Here is a 20,933-nt window from a genome sequence, read left to right as displayed (position 1 = left end):
AATAGGCTTAGCTAATGAGCATCATTTATGTACTTATCCCTATCGCGATGATCTTTGTGTTGATCGCCGTAGCCGTGTTCTTTTGGGCGGTAAAATCGGAGCAATTCGATGATTTAGACCGCCAAAGCGTCTCCATCCTCTTCGATGAAGATTCTGGCAAGCCAAATCCTGCAAACATTAAGCAACAGGAAGCTCAAGACAAAGGCATGCCGCAGTGATTGACACTGTAATTGAATACAATGTAACGGGTGCCTTTCTTGTTGGTTTAATGGGGGCTGCCCACTGCTTTGGCATGTGCGGTGGTCTCGTCGGAGCCTTTTCTTCTCAGCTCCCCAATCCCAAACAGGGAAATCACTTAGCCCATCAACTCACCTATTTATTCAGTTATAACCTTGGCCGTATCTTGAGTTATACCCTCGCTGGCGCTTTAGTCGGCGGCTCTTCTGCGATGCTCGGCCACTTATTTGAACTCGACAGCTATCTGTTAGTCTTGCGGATCTTCGCAGGCATCATGATGATCGCGACAGGTTTATACATTGCTAAAATTTGGGTCGGAATAGTACAAATTGAACGCCTCGGCCAAGTGTTGTGGCGTTATTTAAAACCCATAGCCCAGCGTCTTGTGCCGATCACCACGCCAATGCAAGCCATCACCGCTGGATTGATATGGGGATGGCTGCCCTGTGGACTGGTATATAGCACCTTAACTTGGTCTGTGGCGGCAGGTTCTGCCAGCCAAGGCGCCTTGATTATGCTCGCCTTTGGTTTAGGGACTCTCCCGGCGCTACTTAGTGCTGGCGTGGCAGCAAAGCGTTTAGCCAATTGGGTACAACAAAAAACCGTTAGATTATTGAGTGGCTTACTATTAATCGTCTTTGGTGGCCAAACTTTATATATCGCCCTGTCGCAGCTAAACTAGCCCAAGCGAATGAATTGGTTTAACATGGCTGCAGTGGATTAACTTGAGAACCGACATGACAATAGAGCAGAATAAAAACCGTCGTTCCGCCGCTAGTGGGTGTGCAATTCATTGTCACGATTGCAGTATGGGAACCCTTTGTATCCCGTTCACCCTCAATGCTAATGAACTCGATCAGCTCGACGACATTATTGAGCGTAAGAAGCCCATTCAAAAAGGCGAACAGATTTTTAAATCGGGTGACCCTTTAAAATCACTCTTTGCGATCCGCTCAGGCACCATAAAAAGTTACACCATCACCGAACAAGGTGATGAACAGATCACAGGCTTTCATTTAGCAGGTGATGTTATTGGTTTTGATGGTATTCATGCCCAATCGCATCAAAGTTTTGCACAAGCCTTAGAAACCTCCATGGTATGTGAAATCCCCTTTAACATCCTCGACGAACTTTCAGGCACAATGCCTAAATTACGTCAGCAAATCATGCGCTTAATGAGCAATGAAATCATGAGCGATCAAGAAATGATTTTGCTACTGAGTAAGAAAAACGCAGAAGAACGTCTCGCCGCCTTTATCAGTAACCTTGCTAACCGCTTCGGTAATCGTGGTTTTTCTGCTAAAGAATTTCGCTTAACCATGACACGTGGTGATATTGGTAATTACTTAGGCCTTACCGTTGAAACCATTAGCCGCTTACTCGGTCGCTTTCAAAAGTCGGGATTAATTGAAGTGAAAGGCAAATACATCATCATCGTTGACCATCATGAACTTAATCTCTTGGCGGGTAATGCTAGGATCGCCAGATAAATCACACCTTTTAGCGTTTATGCTTTACGCTAGGCATCGGTTTTGAAAAGAGTTTTGATCTAGAACAATACAGCTAATTGCCAAAGGCTCATGATAAACATGAGCCTACGACTAAAGGAACATGCTATGAAGGATTATCAAAAAATACTGGTAGTTGTCGATCCCACGACAGAAAATCAGGTTGCTCTCGCCCGAGCTGTTACCTTGGCCAGTAAAAGTAACGCCCATGTGACTGTGTTTCTCTCAATATTTGACTTCTCCTATGAAATGACTTCAATTTTATCGAGCCAAGAGCGCGAAGCGATGCGCCAAGGTGTGATTGATCAGCGTGTGGCGTGGATCCAAGATCTACTCGCCCCCTACAATCACCTAGGACTCAACATTGATACTCAAGTCATTTGGCATAATCGTCCGTTTGAAAGCATTATTAACCATGCGATTGCAGGTCAATATGATCTTATCGTTAAAGGTACCCATGCCCACGACAAGTTAAAAGCGGTGATTTTTACGCCAACCGATTGGCATTTAATGCGTAAAGCACCTGTTCCTGTGTTAATGGTCAAAGATCATGATTGGCCTGAAACCGGTAAAATCCTCTGCGCAGTAAACGTGGCGACCGAAGATACCGATCATCAAATGCTTAACGGCAAAATTATTGAGCATGCTAAGGATTTAGCTGGAAAATTTGCTGCCGAAGTGCATTTAGTCAATGGTTTTCCTGGTACGCCAGTGAATCTTGCCATTGAACTACCCGATTTTGATGCACAGACCTATAACGACACCATTCGCTTACAGCATGAACAACGCGTGCAGTATCTGGCTGATGCCTATGGAATTGATAAGCAGAATTGCCATGTCAAAGAAGGATTGCCAGAAGATGTGATCCCCGAGCTTGCCGAGCAGCTCGATGCTGAATTAGTGATTTTAGGCACCGTGGGTCGTACGGGTTTTTCAGCAGCACTCATAGGTAACACTGCAGAGCATGTTATCGATAGCATCAACTGTGATTTATTAGCCATCAAACCCGACGGTTATAAATCACCGCTTGAAGAGGCATAACGCACGCCGCTCTTTACCCCGCCTTCGATAGCTGGAATAATACGCGCCCTGAAACTGAGTTACTGGGCGCTTTTTTTATGTTGCAAGCTATGTCTGAAGTTACGGCGAGTCAAATGCCTGAAGAATTATCAAAAAAACAAACTACCCGTCTGAATAAATTACAAAAGCGTCTACGCCGTGAAGTAGGTAGTGCCATCGCCGACTACAACATGATTGAAGATGGCGATCGTGTTATGTGCTGTTTGAGTGGCGGTAAAGACAGCTATGCCATGCTCGATATTCTGCTTAATCTGCAGCAACGCGCACCTGTGCAGTTCGAAATCATCGCTGTTAACTTAGATCAAAAGCAGCCCGGTTTCCCAGAAGATGTTCTACCAGCCTATTTAGACAGCCTAAATGTTCCCTATCACATCCTCGAGAAAGACACCTACTCGATCGTGAAGGAGAAAATTCCGGAAGGCAAAACCACCTGCTCTCTATGCTCTCGTCTACGCCGCGGCACCCTCTATGGCTTTGCGCAGCGCATTGGCGCGACTAAAATCGCCCTTGGTCATCACAGAGACGATATTATTGAGACGCTTTTTCTTAATATGTTTTTCGGCGGCAAGATGAAAGCCATGCCACCTAAGCTACTCTCTGACGACGGCGCTAACGTGGTGATCCGCCCACTCGCCTACTGCCGCGAAAAAGATTTGGAAGAGTATGCAGAGCTTAAAAAATTCCCCATTATTCCCTGTAACCTCTGTGGCTCTCAGGAAAACCTTAAGCGCCAAGCGGTGAAAGACATGCTCAATCAATGGAACAGACAATTTCCTGGACGTATTGAAACCATCTTCACCGCCATGCAAAACACTGCGCCATCGCAGGGTGTTGACCGTGAGCAGTTTGATTTTGTATCGTTAAAACGCGATCCTGACGCCCCCATGAAAGGCGATGTTGCTGAAGCCAATCTTCCCGCGTTCGATTTTCTCGATATTGCCAACAGCGGTCATATCGATTTAGATGCCGCAAAACGGATTGATATTGTTAACGTTTATGAAGTGTAAGCACTATTAAATGTCAAAAGCCCACTACTGTGGGCTTTTTTATGGGTTCAAAATGCGCTATTTCACCCAAGGACTCAGTACTGTTGGGGCTTGGCTAAATTGCAAAGAGGACAAGGTGTTGAGTTGATCGACGCCAAGCTTAAAGCTGCCATTGACCTGTTGCTCACGACCATCGAGTATCACAGCGATCGTTTGATCTTGGCCAAATTCAAAGTTTAACCCCGCAATAGGCTCCTTAAAATAACGCATAGGAAAGCCCTGCATTACCCCTAATAAGGCATCCATTTCAGTAGCGATTTGCTGTAAACGCTCTTTATCATATTGCGCATGAGTCTGCTTCGCTCGTACTTGCATCGCAATTGCGCAGCCTTCAGCCTTGCCATCAAACTCCAGATTAACTAATGCACGTTGATCTTTTAGGGCGTCGTCAAAGGGAATAAAGAGCCGTTGGGCGGCGGTATAGGTCAATGGCGTTGTATTTAACTCACTTGATATTGTACCGCGTTGAATATGGCAATTAGGCAATATAGGAACGCTAAATGCAATTTCAACTAACTGATAGTTCCCTTTGTTGACCTGCTTTAATCTGTCATAAAACCCTTTATACTCAAGGGAAATTGTTTCAGCCTGCGCACTTGATGCGCACAAGCAAAGTCCCGCTAACAACCATTTTTTAAACATCCGCCTTCACCAAGTATTTTGCATTGTGTCGTAACATATCGAGTAACTCATCGATATAAGCTTCTTGCCTTTCAGAATAATTTACTAACCCATAGATCAATTGGTCGGCATTTAGCTCAGCTTCCTGAGCGCGTAAATCTGCGCGAATTGAGCGAAATAGGTTATACGCGGTATTAGAGTTTAAATTACGCATATAGGAGGATACTGAAGCATCAACCGATGGGAATATTTTCACCTCATGGGTTTTGCCAGAACCTCGAGAGGAAGGCACTATGCCGCAGCCATTGCTAAAACACCATTCACCAAAAAAATTAAATCCTTCACGCGCGAATCGAGAACTTCCCCACCCGGATTCATTGGCAGCCTGGATCAGAACCATCGATTCGGGAATGATATCGACCCGCTTGAGTAAACTGTTGAGGGATTTAGCATCTACGTTACGGGCAGCATATAGATATTTATCAAATATTTGATTGAGTTGCGCTGACTGCGAGTCAGATAATGCATTGCCGTTCTCTACTATCGCCAGCATGTCAGTAATAAACTCTCGCTCGCTAGCAATAATTGCGTTTTGTTGTTGAACGATGGGTCTTAAAAAGTCGAAAAAGGCACGTTTTTTTTCCGCTACATCAGTGATAGCAGAAAAATCGGGAACTTGTGTAACGGGGTCTATGGCGTTTTCCAGTTGGGTTACGATAGATTCTGGCTCATCAATTGTAGGAATGAGCAATAATCTTAGCGAAAAGATCGCCAAGATCACTAGGGCTAACGCGAGTATAAACGAACCAATTCTACCCGTTTTCAATAAGTCACCTTTAATGTTGAGTCACTCGTGGCAAAATAAGCGCAAGATTATATGTCATATCTTGAAATTCACGAAATTTGGATGCAAAAACACCCATTCATTCCAATCATTGTGTTCAACCACAGAAAAAATGCGATCTCGAACTTAAGTATTGACTGTGCGTGTGAATTTTTAGTGCATGCATTTGACCGAGCTTTTATACTAAGGTTCCGCTAGCCTCGGCGACGACAAGCATCAACGCGAGTCAACAACAAGGCAGGATTTTTCGGGTATTCAGGAAGGAACCCTTATGCAGCAGATCTTAAATCAATTCAATCATGTCGTCGCTATTGGTGGTGGTCACGGATTAGGACGTGTACTCTCATCGCTCGATTTTCTGGGCAATCGTCTCACAGGTATTGTTGCTACCACGGATAACGGTGGTTCTACCGGTCGATTAAGAGCTGAGCAAGATTGTATCGCTTGGGGCGATTTACGCAATTGTTTGTCCCAACTAGCCCATCGCCCATCCGTCGGCTCACAGTTATTTGAGTATCGTTTTCAAGGTGAAACTGAACTGAGTGGCCATAATCTTGGCAATCTTATGCTGCTTGCCCTCGATAAACTCTGTGTCAGGCCCCTCGAAGCTGTCAATCTTATTCGGCATATGCTTAAGATTGAAACCAATATCATTCCAATGTCGGAACAACCAACACATTTAGTTGCCTTGCAAGCGTCAGGTTCGAAAGTATTTGGAGAGGTTAACGTCGACAAAATGAATGAGGCACCTATTGCCCTGTGTCTAGAACCGCAAGTCAATGCTACAACAGAAGCCTGTGAAGCCATTCGTCGCGCCGATCTGATTATCTTGGGACCAGGGAGTTTCCTGACCAGTATTATGCCACCACTGTTACTTCCCTGCTTTGCTAAAGCGTTAGCAATGACAACTGCCCCTGTGGTTTTTATCGATAATCTGAATGAAGAAGCATCCCCCGCAGGCCAATTCAGCATTGAGCAACGCATTTCGTGGTGTCATCAAGTGATAGGTAAGCCGGTGATCACTAAGGTGCTGCGCCATTCAGAGCAATTACGACTAGGCACCTTAGTTAATTATTTCCCCTTAAGAAATCGCCACAACCCGCAATTGCATGATCAGGCAAGCCTTCGTGATGCATTATGCGCCGTACTGCGTATAAAGTCAGGGTTACCATTAGAAACGTTGGTTTCATAATCACTTTTTTAACTTCGCACAAAAATGCTCAAGTTCGAAGCAACGTAATAATCAAAAGGACAGCCTAGGCTGTCCTTTTTGTAGTCATCAATCAGATTATACGACCTGAGCAATCGCTTTACAGATCGCAGGCATATTGGCTTTCGTCATACCCGCCACACTAATACGACCAGAACCGACAATATAAACTCCAAATTCGTCTTTTAAACGGGCCACTTGCGACTTATTCAAGCCAGAGAAGCTAAACATACCATTTTGGCGCGAAATAAAGCTAAAATCTTGAGTCACACCCTCATCTTTTAAGCTCTGCACAAATAGAGTACGCATAAGGGCTATACGCTCACGCATTTCGGTCAGCTCTTGTACCCAAAGGGCTTTCAAAGCTGCATCACTTAAAATGGTGCTAACAATTAACGCACCATGGGCTGGGGGATTTGAATAGTTTGCCCGAATTGTACGTTTCACTTGGCTAAAAGCGCGAACAGCTTCATCTGCATTGTGAGCAACCACAGTCACAGCACCGATACGTTCATTATAAAGCCCAAAGTTTTTAGAGAAAGAATTTGCGACTAACAGCTCAGGAACTTTTGAAGCGACTAAACGCAGGCCTGCAGCATCTTCTTCAATACCTGTTCCAAAACCTTGGTAAGCAAAGTCAAACAAAGGCACTAATTGTTTGTCAGCACAGAGGTTAGCCACTAAATCCCATTGCGCTAAAGTCAAGTCAATACCCGTTGGGTTATGACAGCAGCCGTGCAGTAGAATAATGTCACCCGCCTGTGCATTGGCGAGATCGGTCATCATGCCATCGAAATCGATATCGTGAGCACTGGCGTTGTAATATCCAAACTCTTTAACCGTTAACCCTGCAGTTTCAAAAATATTTTGATGGTTAGCCCAAGTGGGATTACTTACCCAAATAGTGCGAGATGGCGTGTTTCTCAATAAAAACTCGGCGGCTATACGCAATGCCCCTGTACCACCAGGCGCTTGGGCGGTTGCGGCACGGCCAGAAGCCACTAGCTCACTACCTTCACCAAATAACAACTCTTGTACAACGCGGTTGTAGGTTTGGACCCCTTCTATGCCTAAATAGTTTTTAGTCTTCTCTTGTTCTAGCAGTATGGCTTCTGCTTTCTTAACCGATTGCAATACCGGAGTCTGCCCTGCTTCATCCTTATAAATGCCGACACCAAGGTTGACTTTATCTTGACGTGGATCAGCTTTAAAAGTATCGGTTAAACCAAGGATGGGATCTGCTGGAGCGAGCACTACCTGAGAGAAAATCATGACTACTTATCCTAAATGTTCACGTGTAGGGGAAAATTCGGCTTATTTATACCACTGTCTTAAGAGGGGGAATAGCGCCTATTACCACATCTTAAGGAAATAGTTTGGCTATTATGGATTGATTAAAATAAATAACAACTAAATGAGAGATCATTTATGTGAAAGCAGAATTTTTAGATAAATATGATTTTTTAGAGGCAGATCACTATGACATCATAGATAAATTTGTAGGCATTTTGGCAATAAAAAAGGCCTAACAGTGTTAGGCCTTTTTTATGTTTGGTACCCGAGGCCAGACTTGAACTGGCACGCTGTTACCAGCGAGGGATTTTAAATCCCTTGTGTCTACCGATTCCACCACTCGGGCAAACTCTTCATATTAATAACAGAAATTGTGTCATTAATACATTAATCTATGGAGGCGCGACCCGGAGTCGAACCGAGATCGACGGATTTGCAATCCGCAGCATAGCCATTCTGCCATCGCGCCACTTCCCAACCACGATAGATTGGAGCGACATATCGGGTTCGAACCGATGACCTATACCTTGGCAAGGTATCGCTCTACCAACTGAGCTAATGTCGCATCGATGTCACAACTTAACGTAATTTGATTAAGTTTGGGAATTACTTAACAACGCTTTCCCCTGACTGCGGATTGGCATTCTACCGATTTAACCTTCAGAGTCAATCAACAAATTTGAAATATTGCGCTTAAGCCAACTGTTTGCCCAATATTCAGCCATCGCGAGATAAGCTTGCCGATAGAATAAACAACTCTCGGAGTTGCTCAATACAAATGTTGAGATAGATTGTGATTTAACATCATTAAAGTATAAAAAAGCGCCCTATCAGGCGCTTTCTGTTATCGGCCAATCACGATTAAGCGGGCAGCGACAATGTCGTTAATCCTAACATCGTTTGCATGACACCGACCACTTGGCAGCTGTAACCAAATTCGTTGTCATACCATACGTATAGAATGGCGCGTTTACCTTCAGCGATTGTCGCTTGAGAGTCAACAACACCCGCATAGCGAGAACCCACTAAATCGCTCGATACGATTTCAGTCGAGTCCGTATAGTCGATTTGGTTTTGCAAGGGTGATTGCAGCGCCGTATCTTTCAGGTATTCGTTTAATTCGTCTTTGTTGGTTTCAGCATTTAAGTTCATGCTGATGATTGCCATAGACACGTTTGGTGTTGGCACGCGAATCGCGTTACCTGTTAACTTTCCGGCTAATACAGGCAGCGCCTTAGCAACCGCTTTGGCTGCGCCAGTTTCTGTGATCACCATGTTTAATGGTGCACTGCGTCCACGACGGTCAGCACTATGGTAGTTGTCGATCAGGTTTTGATCGTTAGTGTATGAGTGGATAGTCTCAACATGACCATTCTCGATACCGTACTTATCGTTTACCGCTTTCAACACTGGCGTAATCGCGTTAGTGGTACAGCTTGCTGCTGACACGATGATGTCTTCTGGCGTAATGTCGCCTTCGTTCACACCGTAAACGATGTTCTTGATGGCGCCTTTAGCAGGCGCGGTCAGTAACACTTTGCTTGCACCGGGGCTCTTTAAGTGTAAGCCTAAGCCTGCTTCATCTTTCCAAATACCTGTGTTATCAACAACAAGTGCATCGTTAATGCCGTATTTGGTGTAATCCACTTCATCTGGCGAGTTTGCGTAAATGACTTGGATATAAGTACCGTTAGCGATGATGGCATTATTCTCTTCATCTACTTCAACAGAGCCGTTGAATGGACCGTGTACTGAATCACGGCGAAGTAGACTGGCACGTTTTTCTAAATCGCCCTTCTTACCGCCACGCAATACGATGGCACGTAATCTTAACTTGTTGCTGCGACCAGTACGCTCAATAAGTAAGCGCGCTAATAGACGGCCAATACGACCAAAACCATACAACACCACATCACGCGGAGCGATATCATCGGCATGATCAATCGCAGCGGCTAATTCACGTGCCATATAGCTTTCAATTTCATTGGTATCGGTATGTTCAGCCCAGTATTTAACGGCAAGCTTACCAATATCCACTTTACATTGTTTAACAGCGAGTCTGCTTAAGGCTTGAACAAACGGGAAACTCTCGCGTAAACGTAATTTCTCGCCAACATGACGACGAACTAAACGGTGCGCTTTAATAATCTCAATAGTAGAAGCATTGAGTAACGGCTTACCATAAACCACAACTTCGACGCCTTGGTTACGGTATAACTTGCCCAGCAAAGGTTGCATTGCCTCTGCCATTTCAAAACGTTCTTGCCAACTTTGTAGGTGTTTATCAGCGCTCATTTACAGATCCTTTATCTCACTTTTCAATAAAATGTATTGAAAGGTTTGAGTAACATGACGAAAAGACCAATAATCTTATGTAGGTTTTAGGGAAAACCCTGTTTTTGGTCGGCGCCATTGTAATGAAATCTGTGCCTGCTTACCAGTAAGATATTTTCTGTAAATCTGTAATTTTATTAGAGAAAATTGCATTTTGGAGCGTGTTTTGAGACGAAATCTAGTAATAATTACATCATTTGCCCTCGTGATGAGTCTTTTCGGTTGTGATAATGGCCGAAATATCCAAACGATTTGTAAAAATAATCCTGAAATTTGTGCCGATTTGCATAAGGATGGTTGGTGTTTAGCTGAGAAAACAAAACTTATTCAGAGCAGATTCGATCTCATTGGTCACAATAACCCTACTGGTAAACAACTTTACCAACAGTTAACTTACCTTGAAGACTACAGCCGTTGCATTGAACTGGCCTCAGGTGTCCAGCATATCATCCACACCAACCGTACAGCAGATAGAGCCAGAGCCTTTCGCCTAAGCACGCAAAACCTTAGTCAGCTACAGGATGACACTCGTGAGCGCCAAGATCCCTTTATGTCTTATTACCAGTGGACGCGTTTTGGCGATACACAGGCCTTAAACCGTTTACTGGCACAAGAAAGTGCTGGCGAAGTCACAGAGCCATTTCTTTTGGCGCAAATAGCCACCTATTATAGCAGCCGTAACGCCATAAAAGCGCAACAACTCTACCTTAAGGTGTTTGCAAGTATTCAATTTGATGATTTTGATCCTAGCTGGCTACTTGGACTAGCCTCAACTTATCGCCAAACCCAACAGCTTGATAAAACCTATATGCTGACAAAAGCAAATTTACTACTTACGCAGCAGAAGTATTCTGAAGATAAGATGCTAGCCTTAATCGGTGGCAACAAAACATTGGCTGTGACATTAGATCAATACGCCCAAAACTTAATCGATGCGTTAAAAGACGGCCATTACTCGTCCAGTCCAGTCGCGCAATGGCTTACACCACAACGTATTGAAGTGCATGCCCCCGTGGCAACTGAAGTCGTCATTGAGAAGCCATAGTGTTACGTTCAATTATAACGAGATAAAAATGGTGGCAAAATGTTTGCCATTTTGTAATTTTTTACCCAAATACATCGGTAATAATAGTATTTTCGCGAGCGATTTAAAAAAACACCTATTTTGTTAACCGAATTCTGGCAAAACAGTCGAATTAACTTGACTATAGCTGTCAGTTTGGTAATTTTACTACCAGTTGAATTTTATAATCACCAGAGGGATATGAGATGACTATCCGTGTTGCAATAAATGGTTACGGCCGTATCGGTAGAAACGTATTACGCGCCCTGTACGAAAGCGAAAAAGCATACCCAATCAAAATTGTGGCCATCAACGATTTAGGCGATGCATCAATCAACGCTCACCTGACCAAATACGATTCTGTACATGGTCGTTTCAATGCGAAAGTTGAGCATGATGCCGAAGCAATTTATGTTAACGGTGACAAGATCCTTACCTTTCAAGAACGCGATCCAGGCAAATTACCTTGGAACGACTTACAAGTTGACGTAGTTTTCGAATGTACCGGTATCTTCACGTCCAAGGAATCAGTGCAGCCACATTTAGCGGCGGGCGCAAAGAAAGTTATTATCTCAGCTCCTGGTAAAAATGTTGATGCAACCGTAGTTTACGGCGTGAACAACAATGTACTGACCTCAGATATGACTGTGATTTCAAATGCGTCATGTACCACCAACTGTTTAGCGCCTTTTGCTAAGCCGTTAAATGACGAAATTGGTATTGAATCTGGTTTAATGACCACCATTCATGCCTATACTAACGATCAACGTTTATCAGATGTCTACCACACTGATTTACGCCGTGCCCGCGCTGCGGCACTGTCGATGATCCCAACCAAGACGGGTGCAGCTGCAGCAGTTGGTTTAGTCGTGCCGGAATTACAAGGCAAATTCGACGGTTTAGCAGTACGTGTACCCACTGTAAACGTGTCTTTAGTAGATTTGTCTTTCATTGCATCACGTGACACTACCGTTGAAGAAGTTAACGCGATTATCGAACGTGCAGCAAGCGTTGCGCCACTGAGCGAAGTGTTAGCGGTAAATAAAGAACCATTGGTGTCTATCGACTTTAACCACAATGCGTTTTCATCTAATTTCGATGCGACCCAAACCCGCGTTAATGGCCGTTTAGTCAAAGTAATGGCTTGGTACGATAACGAATGGGGTTTCAGTAACCGTATGTTAGACAACGCGGTTGCGTTAATGAACGCCAAATAATCTTTGATTATCACGCGTAATCAAGGCCCTGCAAATGCAGGGCTTTTTGTTAGAGGGCGTTCAAAATTCTGTGTCAGGCTAATTTTTAAATTTCCAGCACGCTATCTAAACGTCCTTCAAAATAAATCGCTAACTGTGATAAACAAAGGCTCCAATTGTGGATTGGCATGGTCCATTTATCTGAGGCGTTTAATATGCCTGCGTAAAGTAGCTTCAACAAGCTATTTTCGTTAGGAAATGCACCTTTGGTTTTGGTGAGCTTTCTAAATTGGCGATGCACAGCCTCAACTGCATTGGTGGTGTAAATCACTTTCCTGATATGTTCTGGGTACTTAAAATAATGGGACAAATTATGCCATTTGCGACGCCAAGAGTTGATTACCAACGGATAAGCATCACCCCATTTGGCCTCCAGTTCGTCCAATGCCATCTCTGCGGCTTCTTTACTCACGGCTCGATACACAGGCTTTAAATCAGCCATAAACGCTTTCTGATTTTTTGAGGCGACATACTTCATTGAGTTGCGGATCTGATGGATAACGCATAGCTGTGTTTCCGTATGAGGGAAGATACTGGCTATGGCCTCTGGGAAACCGGTCAAGCCGTCAACACAGGCGATAAGAATATCTTTTACACCACGATTATTAAGATCGGTCAGTACGGATAGCCAGTAATTAGCGCCTTCATTTTCGGATAAGTGAAGCCCTAAAATTTCCTTTTTTCCTTTCATATTAAGCGCTAACAATGTGTAAACGGCTTTACTGACGTAACGCCCATCCTCTTTGACTTTATAATGTATCGCATCAAGCCAAACGATAGGATAATGGCTATCTAATGGGCGCTGTTGCCACGCTTTAAGTTCGGGGATGAGTTTGTCAGTGATAGCACTGACTGTTGCGTTAGACACATTGAGCCCATACATATCTTCAACATGTTGATTAATATCGCGATAGCTCATACCTATACTGAACATCGACAACACTTTACGTTCGATTTCATCGGTTAGTGTAGTTTGATTTTTCTTAATCAACTGAGGCTCAAAGGTGCCATTGCGGTCTCTAGGAGCGTCTAACTCAAAGTTACCGGACGGATGCTTAATGGTCTTAGGGGTTTTGCCATTTTTACGATTAGGCTGAGGATCATGCGCTAAATGCTGCTCAAGCTCAGCCTGGAGAGCCGCTTCAGTGAGTTGCTTGATCAGTGGGCCAAGAATGCTGTCTTTACCTGTGAGGCTTTTACCTGATTGCAGATCTTTAAGGGCTTGTTCGAAGTTAAAAGGTTGGGTCATGTGTCATTCCTGTTTTTGAATATTTTACTGAAATGACACAGAATTATGAACACTACCTTTTGTTATTTGCAACATGAAAACTGTGATTAAAAAATATCCCCGTATTGCGGGGATATTGATGTAAACTCTCAGTGTAGAGCTCAAAGCGCTTAGGCATTGCCCTTCACTTTCATATTGAGCGTCTTCGCAAAATCGAGCATACGCGTCAGCGGAATTAAGGCTTTCACTCGCAAATCTTCATCGACAAAGATCTCGTGAGTCGTTTTGTCGCTATTACTTAATGACGCTTCAATAGCCTTTAAGCCGTTCATCGCCATCCAAGGACAGTGAGCGCAGCTCTTACAGGTAGCACCATTACCGCCGGTCGGCGCTTCGATTAAGGTTTTGCCCGGTGCTGCTTGCTGCATTTTGTAGAAAATACCGCGATCGGTCGCCACAATAAAACGCTCATTGGGCATGGTTTGCGCAGCTTTAATTAACTGACTGGTTGAACCAACGGCATCAGCCATAGCAACTACGCTGGCTGGTGATTCTGGATGAACAAGAATAGCCGCATCTGGGTAGACGCTTTTCAGATCACGCAGGGCGTTCGCTTTAAACTCATCATGTACAATACAGTCGCCCTGCCACATTAGCATTTCGGCGCCCGTTTGTTTGGCAATATAACTGCCTAAGTGGCGGTCTGGACCCCAAATGATTTTTTTGCCTTCACTGTCTAAGTGTTCAACGATTTCAAGGGCAATGCTCGATGTCACTACCCAATCGGCACGGGCTTTTACGGCTGCAGAAGTATTGGCATAAACCACCACGGTATGATCTGGATGGGCGTCACAGAAGGCGCTGAATTTATCGATGGGGCAACCTAAATCCAATGAACAAGTTGCTTCAAGGGTCGGCATTAGGATGGTTTTTTCAGGGCTTAAAATTTTAGCTGTTTCCCCCATAAACTTCACCCCAGCTACGATTAAGGTTTTTGCTGGGTGATCGCGGCCAAAGCGCGCCATTTCGAGGGAATCAGAAACACAGCCACCGGTTTCTTCAGCAAGTGCTTGAATTTCAGGGTCGGTATAATAATGGGCAACTAATACCGCATCTTTTTCAATCAGCAGTTGCTTGATACGTGCCTTATAATCAGCCTTTTGTGCATCAGATAGCGGCACAGGTTTTGGCGGAAATGGATAATCTATGGTTTCGATTGTTGGGGCAAATAAGCTGGAGCTCATAACAAATCCATCAGGATAACAACGTCCGGGAATTATACGTAATTGAGCTCAAAAGATTAACCCATTTGTGAAACTCTGATAAAAAAGGACGCAAAATTGCGTCCTTGTCGTTTATGAATAGACTGTAAATGGGTTTAGCGCATGGCTAACAGCATATCCTGTGGTTGTTCAAGGTATTGTTTCCAAAGATTACAGAAACGGGCAATCGTGCCACCATCAATGACGCGATGATCCCCTGACCAACTCACTTGCATAATCTGACGCGCTTCCACCTCACCTTTGGCATTAAAGCGCGGCAAGGTTTGCAACTTACCAAGCGCAACAATCGCTACCTCTGGCTTATTGATAATTGGCGTCGCAACAGTTCCGCCTAAAGCACCAATGTTTGAAATCGAGATGGTGCCTTCTTTAAGATCCGCTGGCGCCACACGACCACTCCGCGCGGCATTGGTTAAGCGTGTGATCTCAGCAGCCACCTCAAGAATGCTTTTGTCTTGTACATCCTTCACATTTGGCACTAACAATCCCACTTTAGAATCAACTGCCATACCAATGTTATGGCGTGCCTTGTAGGTGATTTCAGTGCAATCGGCATTCACTTGGCTATTGAGCACAGGGAACTGTGTTAAGGCTAACGACATGGCCTTCATAAAGAATGGCATCATGGTCAACTTGACTTCATCGGAGGAATATTTAGCCTTCATGCTTTCACGCAAGGCGACTAAATCAGTTAAATCAAACTCCTCACAATAAGTAAAGTGAGGAATGGTTGACACCGATTCCACCATCAACTTAGCCATCACCGCTTTTACACCACGGATTGGCTCAACGATATCGGCACGGGCTGCACTCGCCACTGTGATAGGCACGGCTGATTGAGTCACACTTGATTGTTGAGTCGACGCAGTGGCCACAGGCGCAACCACAGGCGTCGCGCTGCCCTGCGCTTGGAAGCGAGAAATATCTTCTTTATACACACGCCCATGTTTACCACTACCAGGGACACGACTAAGATCGATATCTAAAGCTCGAGCCATACGGCGCACCGCGGGACTGGCGAGGGCTTTACCTTGGCGAGCGGGTTCTTGTGATACGCTTGCTGTTGCACAAGCCGCTGACGTTGCGGTATTAGCTACAGCGACATTCGTCGTCTCATGAGCAGAAACAGCGGGAATTACACCACCTTCGACTTCAATCGCGTATAAAGGCGCATGAACTTTGGCAAGCTGTCCCTTGCGATAATGTAATTTGACAATTTTACCCGCTTTAATCGCAGGGATTTGCACTAAGGCTTTATCTGTCATCACATCGGCGATAGGTTGATCTTCAACCACAATATCGCCCTCTTGCACTAGCCACTCGACCAGCTCGCACTCAACAATACCTTCGCCAATATCGGGCAGCAGAAACTGTTCAATACTGCTGCTAGCAGCACTGATTGCAGCTTGGTTTGGTGCCGAGTGTTCGACGGTTTGAGGTGCGACTTGACTCGACGGTTCTTCCGCCTCAATTTGAACGGCATAAAGCGGCGCATGCACCTTAGCAATATCACCTTTAGCGTAATATAGCTTAGTGACTACACCAGCAAATGGCGCAGGAATTTGCACTAAGGCTTTGTCAGTCATCACATCGGCGATGGGTTGATCTTCAACAATCGTATCGCCCTCTTTCACCAACCATTCGACTAATTCGCACTCGACAACGCCTTCACCAATGTCCGGCAAAATAAAATCTTTAATCATACCGGACTCCTAGAAGTTCACTGATGCTTTGATGGCTTCAAATGTTTTGAGCGCATCGGGCATATATTCTTTTTCGTGAACCAGTGGATATGGCGTATCTAAACCACATACACGGCTGATGGGTGATTCTAAATACAAGAAGCACTCCTGTTGGATCGTCGCCGCAATTTCACCAGCAAATCCACCGGTTAATGGCGCTTCGTGGTTAACGAGCAGTCGCCCCGTTTTCTTCACTGAATCCGCAACTGTATTCACATCCCATGGTGCGAGTGTACGTAGGTCAATAATTTCGCAGGAAATGCCCTCTTTAGCCGCCATATCGGCCGCTTTCTCGATGATTTCCATCTGCGCGCCCCACGCCACTAACGTGATGTCCTTACCTTCGCGTAACACCTCGGCTTTACCTAGCTCAATTTCATAATCGCCAGCGGGCACGTCACCCACAGAGGCGCGGTATAAACGCTTAGGCTCGAAGAACACCACTGGGTTTTTATCACGAATCGAAGCAAGCAATAACCCTTTGGCCTGCGCAGGATTACGCGGCACAACCACTTTTAAGCCAGGGGTTTGGGTAAAGTAGGCTTCTGGCGATTGTGAGTGATAGTGACCACCTGCAATACCGCCACCATAGGGCGTGCGGAACACAAGGCTTCCCACATTAAACTCATTACCGCTGCGGTAACGGAATTTAGCCGACTCGTTTACAATCTGATCAAACGCTGGGAAGATGTAATCAGCAAACTGGATTTCCGCCACGGCGGTCATACCATTGGAGGCTAACCCGTTGGCAAAACCCGCAATACCTTGCTCAGTCAATGGCGTGTTAAAGCAGCGAGCGCGACCGAATTTTTCTTGAAGACCAGAGGTGGCGCGAAACACGCCGCCAAAATGGCCGACGTCTTCACCAAACACCACCATGCGTTCATCGGCTTGCATTGCAATCGACAAGGCCTCATTGACGGCCTGTAACATATTCATTTCTGCCACGGCTTATAGCCTCCCTGCACTTTTGGGATAGGATTGCGGATATTTCTTGATGTGTTCTTTGAGCTCGCTCAGTTGCTTTTTAAGCGCCGGCGTTGGTTTGTCATACACATCTTCAATAATCTCATCCAACATGGGGATAGGCAGCTTCTCGGCGACTTTAACGGCGGCGAGCACTTCTTCACGGTACTTTTCGTAACGCTGGGCATCATCGGCTTCGGCCAACCAGCCTTTGTTAATCAGCCACAACTTGAAGCGTTTTACCGGATCGTGTTGTTGCCATTTAGCCTCTTCTTCTTTTGAACGATAGCCAGATGGGTCGTCTGAAGAGGAGTGAGCGCCAAGGCGGTAAGTCATGGCCTCAATCAATACTGGCGCGTTGTGCTCAATCGCATAGGCACGAGCTTGTTGAGTTGCAGCCAAAACTGCCAGCATATCATTGCCGTCGACGCGAATGGTGTGCATGCCGTAACCCACGCCACGACTGGCGATGCCGTTACCGGCAAATTGCTCTTCCGTTGGGGTAGAAATGGCATAACCATTGTTACGGCAGAAGAATATCACTGGGCATTTTAATACCGCCGCCATATTCAAACCGGCGTGAAAATCGCCTTCCGACGCAGCACCTTCACCAAAATAGCAAACAGCGACATTGCGCTTGCCTTGCATTTTTAAGCTATAGCCGACACCTGTAGCCTGCGGAATTTGAGTGGCGAGTGGCGATGAAATGGTTTGATAGTTCAGCGCCGCGCAGCCGTAGTGAATAGGCATTTGGCGACCTTTACCTAAGTCCTTTTCGTTACTGAACATTTGGTTCATAAACTGCTCAGTGGTAAAGCCACGGTAACGCAGCGCCGCATGTTCACGATATTGCGCGAGGATCACATCCTCAGGGTCGAGTGCCGCGACACTGCCGACGATCGCTGCTTCTTCACCCGTACAGGTCATATAGAAGCTGATCCGTCCCTGACGCTGGGCGCCTAACATACGTTCGTCGAGTACCCGCGTAAACACGCAAGTATCGTAAATTTTGATGGCTAAGGCTTCATCTATTACAGGCAAAACCGCGGTTTCATAGGTAGTGCCGTCTGCTTGTAGAATTCGAAGGATAGGAATGTGAAGCGATGCCTTATCCAAGAAGCCGACACGGTGCACTGTATCAGTGTTGAGTGTTGCTTTGCTCATATTGTGCTCTTGTTATCTCGTTACGCTGCAGAAGGTCCGCAGTGCCTAATTTATACGAATATGCCGGATGAACATTACGTTAACGTAAACTACCTATCAACCGTTGGCACAGTTCAAATGACAACTAATCCCCAATTTGCATGTATATATTGCTTTACAAACTTAACGAACATCCGGCGCAACTGAGGGGATCAGACAAATCACGGTTCGATTGCCAATGGGCACCTTGGCATTAGGGAATACAATAGATTCAACCTCTTGTTCTACTTTAATTTCTTGCCCCCCCTCACGGGCTAAGACAAAACCTTTAGGAAAAGCTCTGAAGTTTTCGACATCGGTTGCGAAGGTAAATTCAAAATCATCGAAATGTTTGTTAATCACCCGGCACACTTGATACAGATTCACTTTATCCGTGGAGAATGACTCAAGCTGCAAGGGTTTGTCGGTGATAAGGCGAGTAAACATTTCTTGGGCAGCAATAAAACGTGTCATATCGTTTTGTCCCATGGGATACACCTTACCTAACTCAATGGTAAAAGCGTCTGCGCCATACTGCTCGGAAGAAAAATAACTAAAAGTAGTTGTCGGCTCATGGTGAAACAACACGGTATCCACGCCGCTGGCCGCTAAAAACATGATCTGTTCTGCGCTATAAGCGCGACCGGGACGATAGGGATAAATCGCAAACTTTTCATGCTTTGACGCCCGCATTGCAGTATGTAAATCATAGTGAATACGCTGGCGCCCAGCGGCTGCGGCTTTAAAAAAACGGTCTACATAGGTTTCCAGTTTTTTCGCCCGCAGCCGCTCAGGATTAACTAACCCAGGGGGATTAGAGTGCTCACCACTAAACAGACGATTCATATTTTCATCGATAATACGGGTGCCATTATTAATGGCTAGAGGATTGCCGATCAGGAAGAGTGTGCGTTGTTTGGCGATGATTTTTTGTTGGAGAAGCTGTTTGATTAAGGTGTTGCAGAGTTCAATGGGGGCGGTTTCATTACCGTGGACACCGCAGGAGAGAATAACATCCTTACCTTGGGGTTGTGCTGGTTCAAAAACAATTACGCCCGTATCCCACACATTAACCCGAGTATGTTCCCCTAAGGTGAAACTAAACTCATCGCCGAGGGTTTGTGGATTGGCGAGGGTCAGCGCGAGAAAATCCTTCGAATCTAACAGAGCTTGTAACACAGAATTCTCCTTATAATGGCGTGTTAAAGGCAAGTTATGTTGGCAATAACTGAATGTTTCATTGCACTTATCACTACCCACCTTAAAAAGCGCATCAATACTAACACAAGTTTTTAGGCCTTATCTCGGACATTCTGGTCAAACAAGCGCATTTGTCGGTAAAACCTTAGCATCTATCGTGTCTTACCTAACAGCAGATTAATTTAATCAGTACACTTGCTTTTCTAAATGAGTTTCATCACAATCCTTAGCCATCTAGACTTCTATTTGGATTTATCATGGCGTTAGCAACTTTCGGTGCCGGCTGTTTTTGGGGCGTTGAGTATTTCTTTAGACAAGTCAACGGTGTGACCAACGCGACCTGCGGCTACATGGGCGGTAATAATGAAGTAACCACCTATGAAGAAGTCAAAAAAGGCAAGACAGGCCATGCCGAAGTCGTGCAAGTAGAATTTGATCCAACCATCGTCAGCTACGATGAATTACTCGAGGTGTTTTGGAAAAACCACAATCCCACAACCCTCAATATGCAGGGCGGCGATATCGGCACTCAGTATCGCAGTACGATTTTCTTCCATGATCGCGAACAAAAAGCCGCGGCAGAAGCCTCAAAATTGGCCTTTGCCCGCTCGGGACGTTGGGGCTTGCGTCATATCGTCACTGAGATTGTGCCGTTACAGCAATTCCATGTGGCTGAGGAATATCATCAAAACTACATCGATAAGAACAACTTACCAAGTTGTCATCTCGAGTACTAAGCTTAGGAATTCAGTTTAAGTGACACCGACTTCCCCTTAAAACGACATCAAAATAAAAAACGCACTCACGATATAACATGAGTACGTTTTTTTATCGTTCAAA

19 protein-coding genes and 3 tRNA genes are annotated in these 20,933 nt (G+C 45.1%); 9 read left to right on the top strand and 13 right to left on the bottom strand.

Features of this window, described 5'->3' with window-relative positions; all coding sequences use genetic code 11:
- Nucleotides 1–14 precede the first annotated feature (14 nt).
- The 5 genes from ccoS to ttcA all read left to right on the top strand — a co-directional run bounded on the left by ccoS (nucleotide 15) and on the right by ttcA (nucleotide 3,832).
- The gene (gene ccoS, locus SO_RS10820) at nucleotides 15–218 is read left to right on the top strand and encodes a cbb3-type cytochrome oxidase assembly protein CcoS (protein ID WP_011072345.1); all 204 of its coding nucleotides are present in this window, start codon (nucleotides 15–17) and stop codon (nucleotides 216–218) included.
- Nucleotides 215–919 carry a sulfite exporter TauE/SafE family protein gene (locus tag SO_RS10815; RefSeq protein WP_011072344.1) on the top strand — a complete coding sequence of 235 codons (705 nt, stop codon included), beginning with the start codon at nucleotides 215–217 and terminating at the stop codon, nucleotides 917–919. Before ccoS ends, SO_RS10815 begins: the two co-directional genes overlap by 4 nt.
- Nucleotides 920–974: 55 nt before the next feature.
- Nucleotides 975–1,727, top strand: a complete 753-nt coding sequence (gene etrA / locus SO_RS10810) for an electron transport transcriptional regulator EtrA (protein WP_011072343.1) — start codon at nucleotides 975–977, stop codon at nucleotides 1,725–1,727.
- 126 nt (nucleotides 1,728–1,853) lie between these two features.
- Nucleotides 1,854–2,786, top strand: coding sequence for a universal stress protein UspE (gene uspE / locus SO_RS10805; protein ID WP_011072342.1), 933 nt, complete (start codon nucleotides 1,854–1,856; stop codon nucleotides 2,784–2,786).
- 77 nt (nucleotides 2,787–2,863) lie between these two features.
- Complete coding sequence (ttcA, locus tag SO_RS10800) at nucleotides 2,864–3,832, top strand: tRNA 2-thiocytidine(32) synthetase TtcA (protein ID WP_164925707.1); 969 nt, start codon at nucleotides 2,864–2,866, stop codon at nucleotides 3,830–3,832.
- A gap of 57 nt (nucleotides 3,833–3,889) precedes the next feature.
- On the opposite strand, the gene SO_RS10795 is transcribed toward ttcA, so the two are convergent.
- Complete coding sequence (locus SO_RS10795; RefSeq protein WP_011072340.1) at nucleotides 3,890–4,513, bottom strand: DUF2987 domain-containing protein; 624 nt, start codon at nucleotides 4,511–4,513, stop codon at nucleotides 3,890–3,892.
- Entirely contained in the window at nucleotides 4,506–5,318 is an 813-nt protein-coding gene (locus SO_RS10790; protein ID WP_011072339.1) for a glucosaminidase domain-containing protein, read from the bottom strand. The genes SO_RS10795 and SO_RS10790 overlap by 8 nt, the downstream gene beginning before the upstream one ends.
- Before the next feature lie 289 nt (nucleotides 5,319–5,607).
- On the opposite strand from SO_RS10790, the gene SO_RS10785 reads away from it, so the two are divergent.
- Complete coding sequence (locus tag SO_RS10785) at nucleotides 5,608–6,528, top strand: YvcK family protein (RefSeq protein WP_011072338.1); 921 nt, start codon at nucleotides 5,608–5,610, stop codon at nucleotides 6,526–6,528.
- 96 nt (nucleotides 6,529–6,624) lie between these two features.
- Here SO_RS10785 and SO_RS10780 read toward each other — a convergent pair whose 3' ends face one another.
- The 5 genes from SO_RS10780 to SO_RS10760 all read right to left on the bottom strand — a co-directional run bounded on the left by SO_RS10780 (nucleotide 6,625) and on the right by SO_RS10760 (nucleotide 10,134).
- A complete protein-coding gene (locus SO_RS10780) occupies nucleotides 6,625–7,818 on the bottom strand; it encodes an amino acid aminotransferase (protein WP_011072337.1) in 1,194 nt (397 codons plus the stop codon).
- Nucleotides 7,819–8,098: 280 nt separating this feature from the next.
- Nucleotides 8,099–8,185: transfer RNA gene (locus SO_RS10775), tRNA-Leu, on the bottom strand.
- Nucleotides 8,186–8,234: 49 nt separating this feature from the next.
- Nucleotides 8,235–8,308: transfer RNA gene (locus SO_RS10770), tRNA-Cys, on the bottom strand.
- Nucleotides 8,309–8,328: 20 nt separating this feature from the next.
- A tRNA-Gly gene (locus tag SO_RS10765) sits at nucleotides 8,329–8,404 on the bottom strand.
- Between the two features lie 296 nt (nucleotides 8,405–8,700).
- Entirely contained in the window at nucleotides 8,701–10,134 is a 1,434-nt protein-coding gene (locus SO_RS10760; protein ID WP_011072336.1) for a glyceraldehyde-3-phosphate dehydrogenase, read from the bottom strand.
- Nucleotides 10,135–10,339: 205 nt separating this feature from the next.
- On the opposite strand from SO_RS10760, the gene SO_RS10755 reads away from it, so the two are divergent.
- Together SO_RS10755 and gap are read left to right on the top strand one after the other, a co-directional pair.
- A complete protein-coding gene (locus SO_RS10755) occupies nucleotides 10,340–11,218 on the top strand; it encodes a DUF2989 domain-containing protein (RefSeq protein WP_011072335.1) in 879 nt (292 codons plus the stop codon).
- A gap of 224 nt (nucleotides 11,219–11,442) precedes the next feature.
- Nucleotides 11,443–12,453, top strand: a complete 1,011-nt coding sequence (gene gap, locus SO_RS10750; RefSeq protein ID WP_011072334.1) for a type I glyceraldehyde-3-phosphate dehydrogenase — start codon at nucleotides 11,443–11,445, stop codon at nucleotides 12,451–12,453.
- 85 nt (nucleotides 12,454–12,538) lie between these two features.
- Here gap and SO_RS10745 read toward each other — a convergent pair whose 3' ends face one another.
- The 6 genes from SO_RS10745 to astE form a co-directional block, all read right to left on the bottom strand.
- Nucleotides 12,539–13,741 carry an IS256-like element ISSod4 family transposase gene (locus SO_RS10745; protein WP_005054087.1) on the bottom strand — a complete coding sequence of 401 codons (1,203 nt, stop codon included), beginning with the start codon at nucleotides 13,739–13,741 and terminating at the stop codon, nucleotides 12,539–12,541.
- Between the two features lie 149 nt (nucleotides 13,742–13,890).
- Nucleotides 13,891–14,964 carry a quinolinate synthase NadA gene (gene nadA, locus SO_RS10740; RefSeq protein ID WP_011072333.1) on the bottom strand — a complete coding sequence of 358 codons (1,074 nt, stop codon included), beginning with the start codon at nucleotides 14,962–14,964 and terminating at the stop codon, nucleotides 13,891–13,893.
- A 134-nt stretch (nucleotides 14,965–15,098) separates the two neighbouring features.
- Nucleotides 15,099–16,706: a dihydrolipoyllysine-residue acetyltransferase gene (locus SO_RS10735; protein WP_011072332.1), complete on the bottom strand. Its 1,608-nt coding sequence runs from the start codon at nucleotides 16,704–16,706 to the stop codon at nucleotides 15,099–15,101.
- 9 nt (nucleotides 16,707–16,715) lie between these two features.
- Complete coding sequence (locus tag SO_RS10730) at nucleotides 16,716–17,693, bottom strand: alpha-ketoacid dehydrogenase subunit beta (protein WP_011072331.1); 978 nt, start codon at nucleotides 17,691–17,693, stop codon at nucleotides 16,716–16,718.
- A 3-nt stretch (nucleotides 17,694–17,696) separates the two neighbouring features.
- Nucleotides 17,697–18,875, bottom strand: a complete 1,179-nt coding sequence (locus SO_RS10725; RefSeq protein WP_011072330.1) for a thiamine pyrophosphate-dependent dehydrogenase E1 component subunit alpha — start codon at nucleotides 18,873–18,875, stop codon at nucleotides 17,697–17,699.
- Between the two features lie 162 nt (nucleotides 18,876–19,037).
- On the bottom strand, nucleotides 19,038–20,072 hold the full coding sequence (astE, locus tag SO_RS10720; protein WP_011072329.1) for a succinylglutamate desuccinylase: 1,035 nt from the start codon (nucleotides 20,070–20,072) through the stop codon (nucleotides 19,038–19,040).
- A gap of 278 nt (nucleotides 20,073–20,350) precedes the next feature.
- Between astE and msrA the strand changes: the two genes are divergently transcribed.
- On the top strand, nucleotides 20,351–20,830 hold the full coding sequence (gene msrA, locus SO_RS10715) for a peptide-methionine (S)-S-oxide reductase MsrA (RefSeq protein WP_011072328.1): 480 nt from the start codon (nucleotides 20,351–20,353) through the stop codon (nucleotides 20,828–20,830).
- The last annotated feature ends 103 nt before the right edge of the window (nucleotides 20,831–20,933 follow it).

Origin of the sequence: Shewanella oneidensis MR-1 (assembly GCF_000146165.2) — a bacterium.
GTDB classification, from domain to species: domain Bacteria; phylum Pseudomonadota; class Gammaproteobacteria; order Enterobacterales; family Shewanellaceae; genus Shewanella; species Shewanella oneidensis.
This window is presented reverse-complemented; position numbering and strand designations above follow the sequence as displayed.

Bases quoted from the DNA above. Each gene is read 5' to 3' on its own strand.
- ccoS (WP_011072345.1), top strand. From the start codon at position 15: ATGAGCATCATTTATGTACTTATCCCTATCGCGATGATCTTTGTGTTG.
- etrA (WP_011072343.1), top strand. From the start codon at position 975: ATGACAATAGAGCAGAATAAAAACCGTCGTTCCGCCGCTAGTGGGTGT.
- uspE (WP_011072342.1), top strand. From the start codon at position 1,854: ATGAAGGATTATCAAAAAATACTGGTAGTTGTCGATCCCACGACAGAA.
- ttcA (WP_164925707.1), top strand. From the start codon at position 2,864: ATGTTGCAAGCTATGTCTGAAGTTACGGCGAGTCAAATGCCTGAAGAA.
- SO_RS10795 (WP_011072340.1), bottom strand. From the start codon at position 4,513: ATGTTTAAAAAATGGTTGTTAGCGGGACTTTGCTTGTGCGCATCAAGT.
- SO_RS10785 (WP_011072338.1), top strand. From the start codon at position 5,608: ATGCAGCAGATCTTAAATCAATTCAATCATGTCGTCGCTATTGGTGGT.
- SO_RS10780 (WP_011072337.1), bottom strand. From the start codon at position 7,818: ATGATTTTCTCTCAGGTAGTGCTCGCTCCAGCAGATCCCATCCTTGGT.
- SO_RS10760 (WP_011072336.1), bottom strand. From the start codon at position 10,134: ATGAGCGCTGATAAACACCTACAAAGTTGGCAAGAACGTTTTGAAATG.
- gap (WP_011072334.1), top strand. From the start codon at position 11,443: ATGACTATCCGTGTTGCAATAAATGGTTACGGCCGTATCGGTAGAAAC.
- SO_RS10745 (WP_005054087.1), bottom strand. From the start codon at position 13,741: ATGACCCAACCTTTTAACTTCGAACAAGCCCTTAAAGATCTGCAATCA.
- nadA (WP_011072333.1), bottom strand. From the start codon at position 14,964: ATGAGCTCCAGCTTATTTGCCCCAACAATCGAAACCATAGATTATCCA.
- SO_RS10735 (WP_011072332.1), bottom strand. From the start codon at position 16,706: ATGATTAAAGATTTTATTTTGCCGGACATTGGTGAAGGCGTTGTCGAG.
- SO_RS10725 (WP_011072330.1), bottom strand. From the start codon at position 18,875: ATGAGCAAAGCAACACTCAACACTGATACAGTGCACCGTGTCGGCTTC.
- msrA (WP_011072328.1), top strand. From the start codon at position 20,351: ATGGCGTTAGCAACTTTCGGTGCCGGCTGTTTTTGGGGCGTTGAGTAT.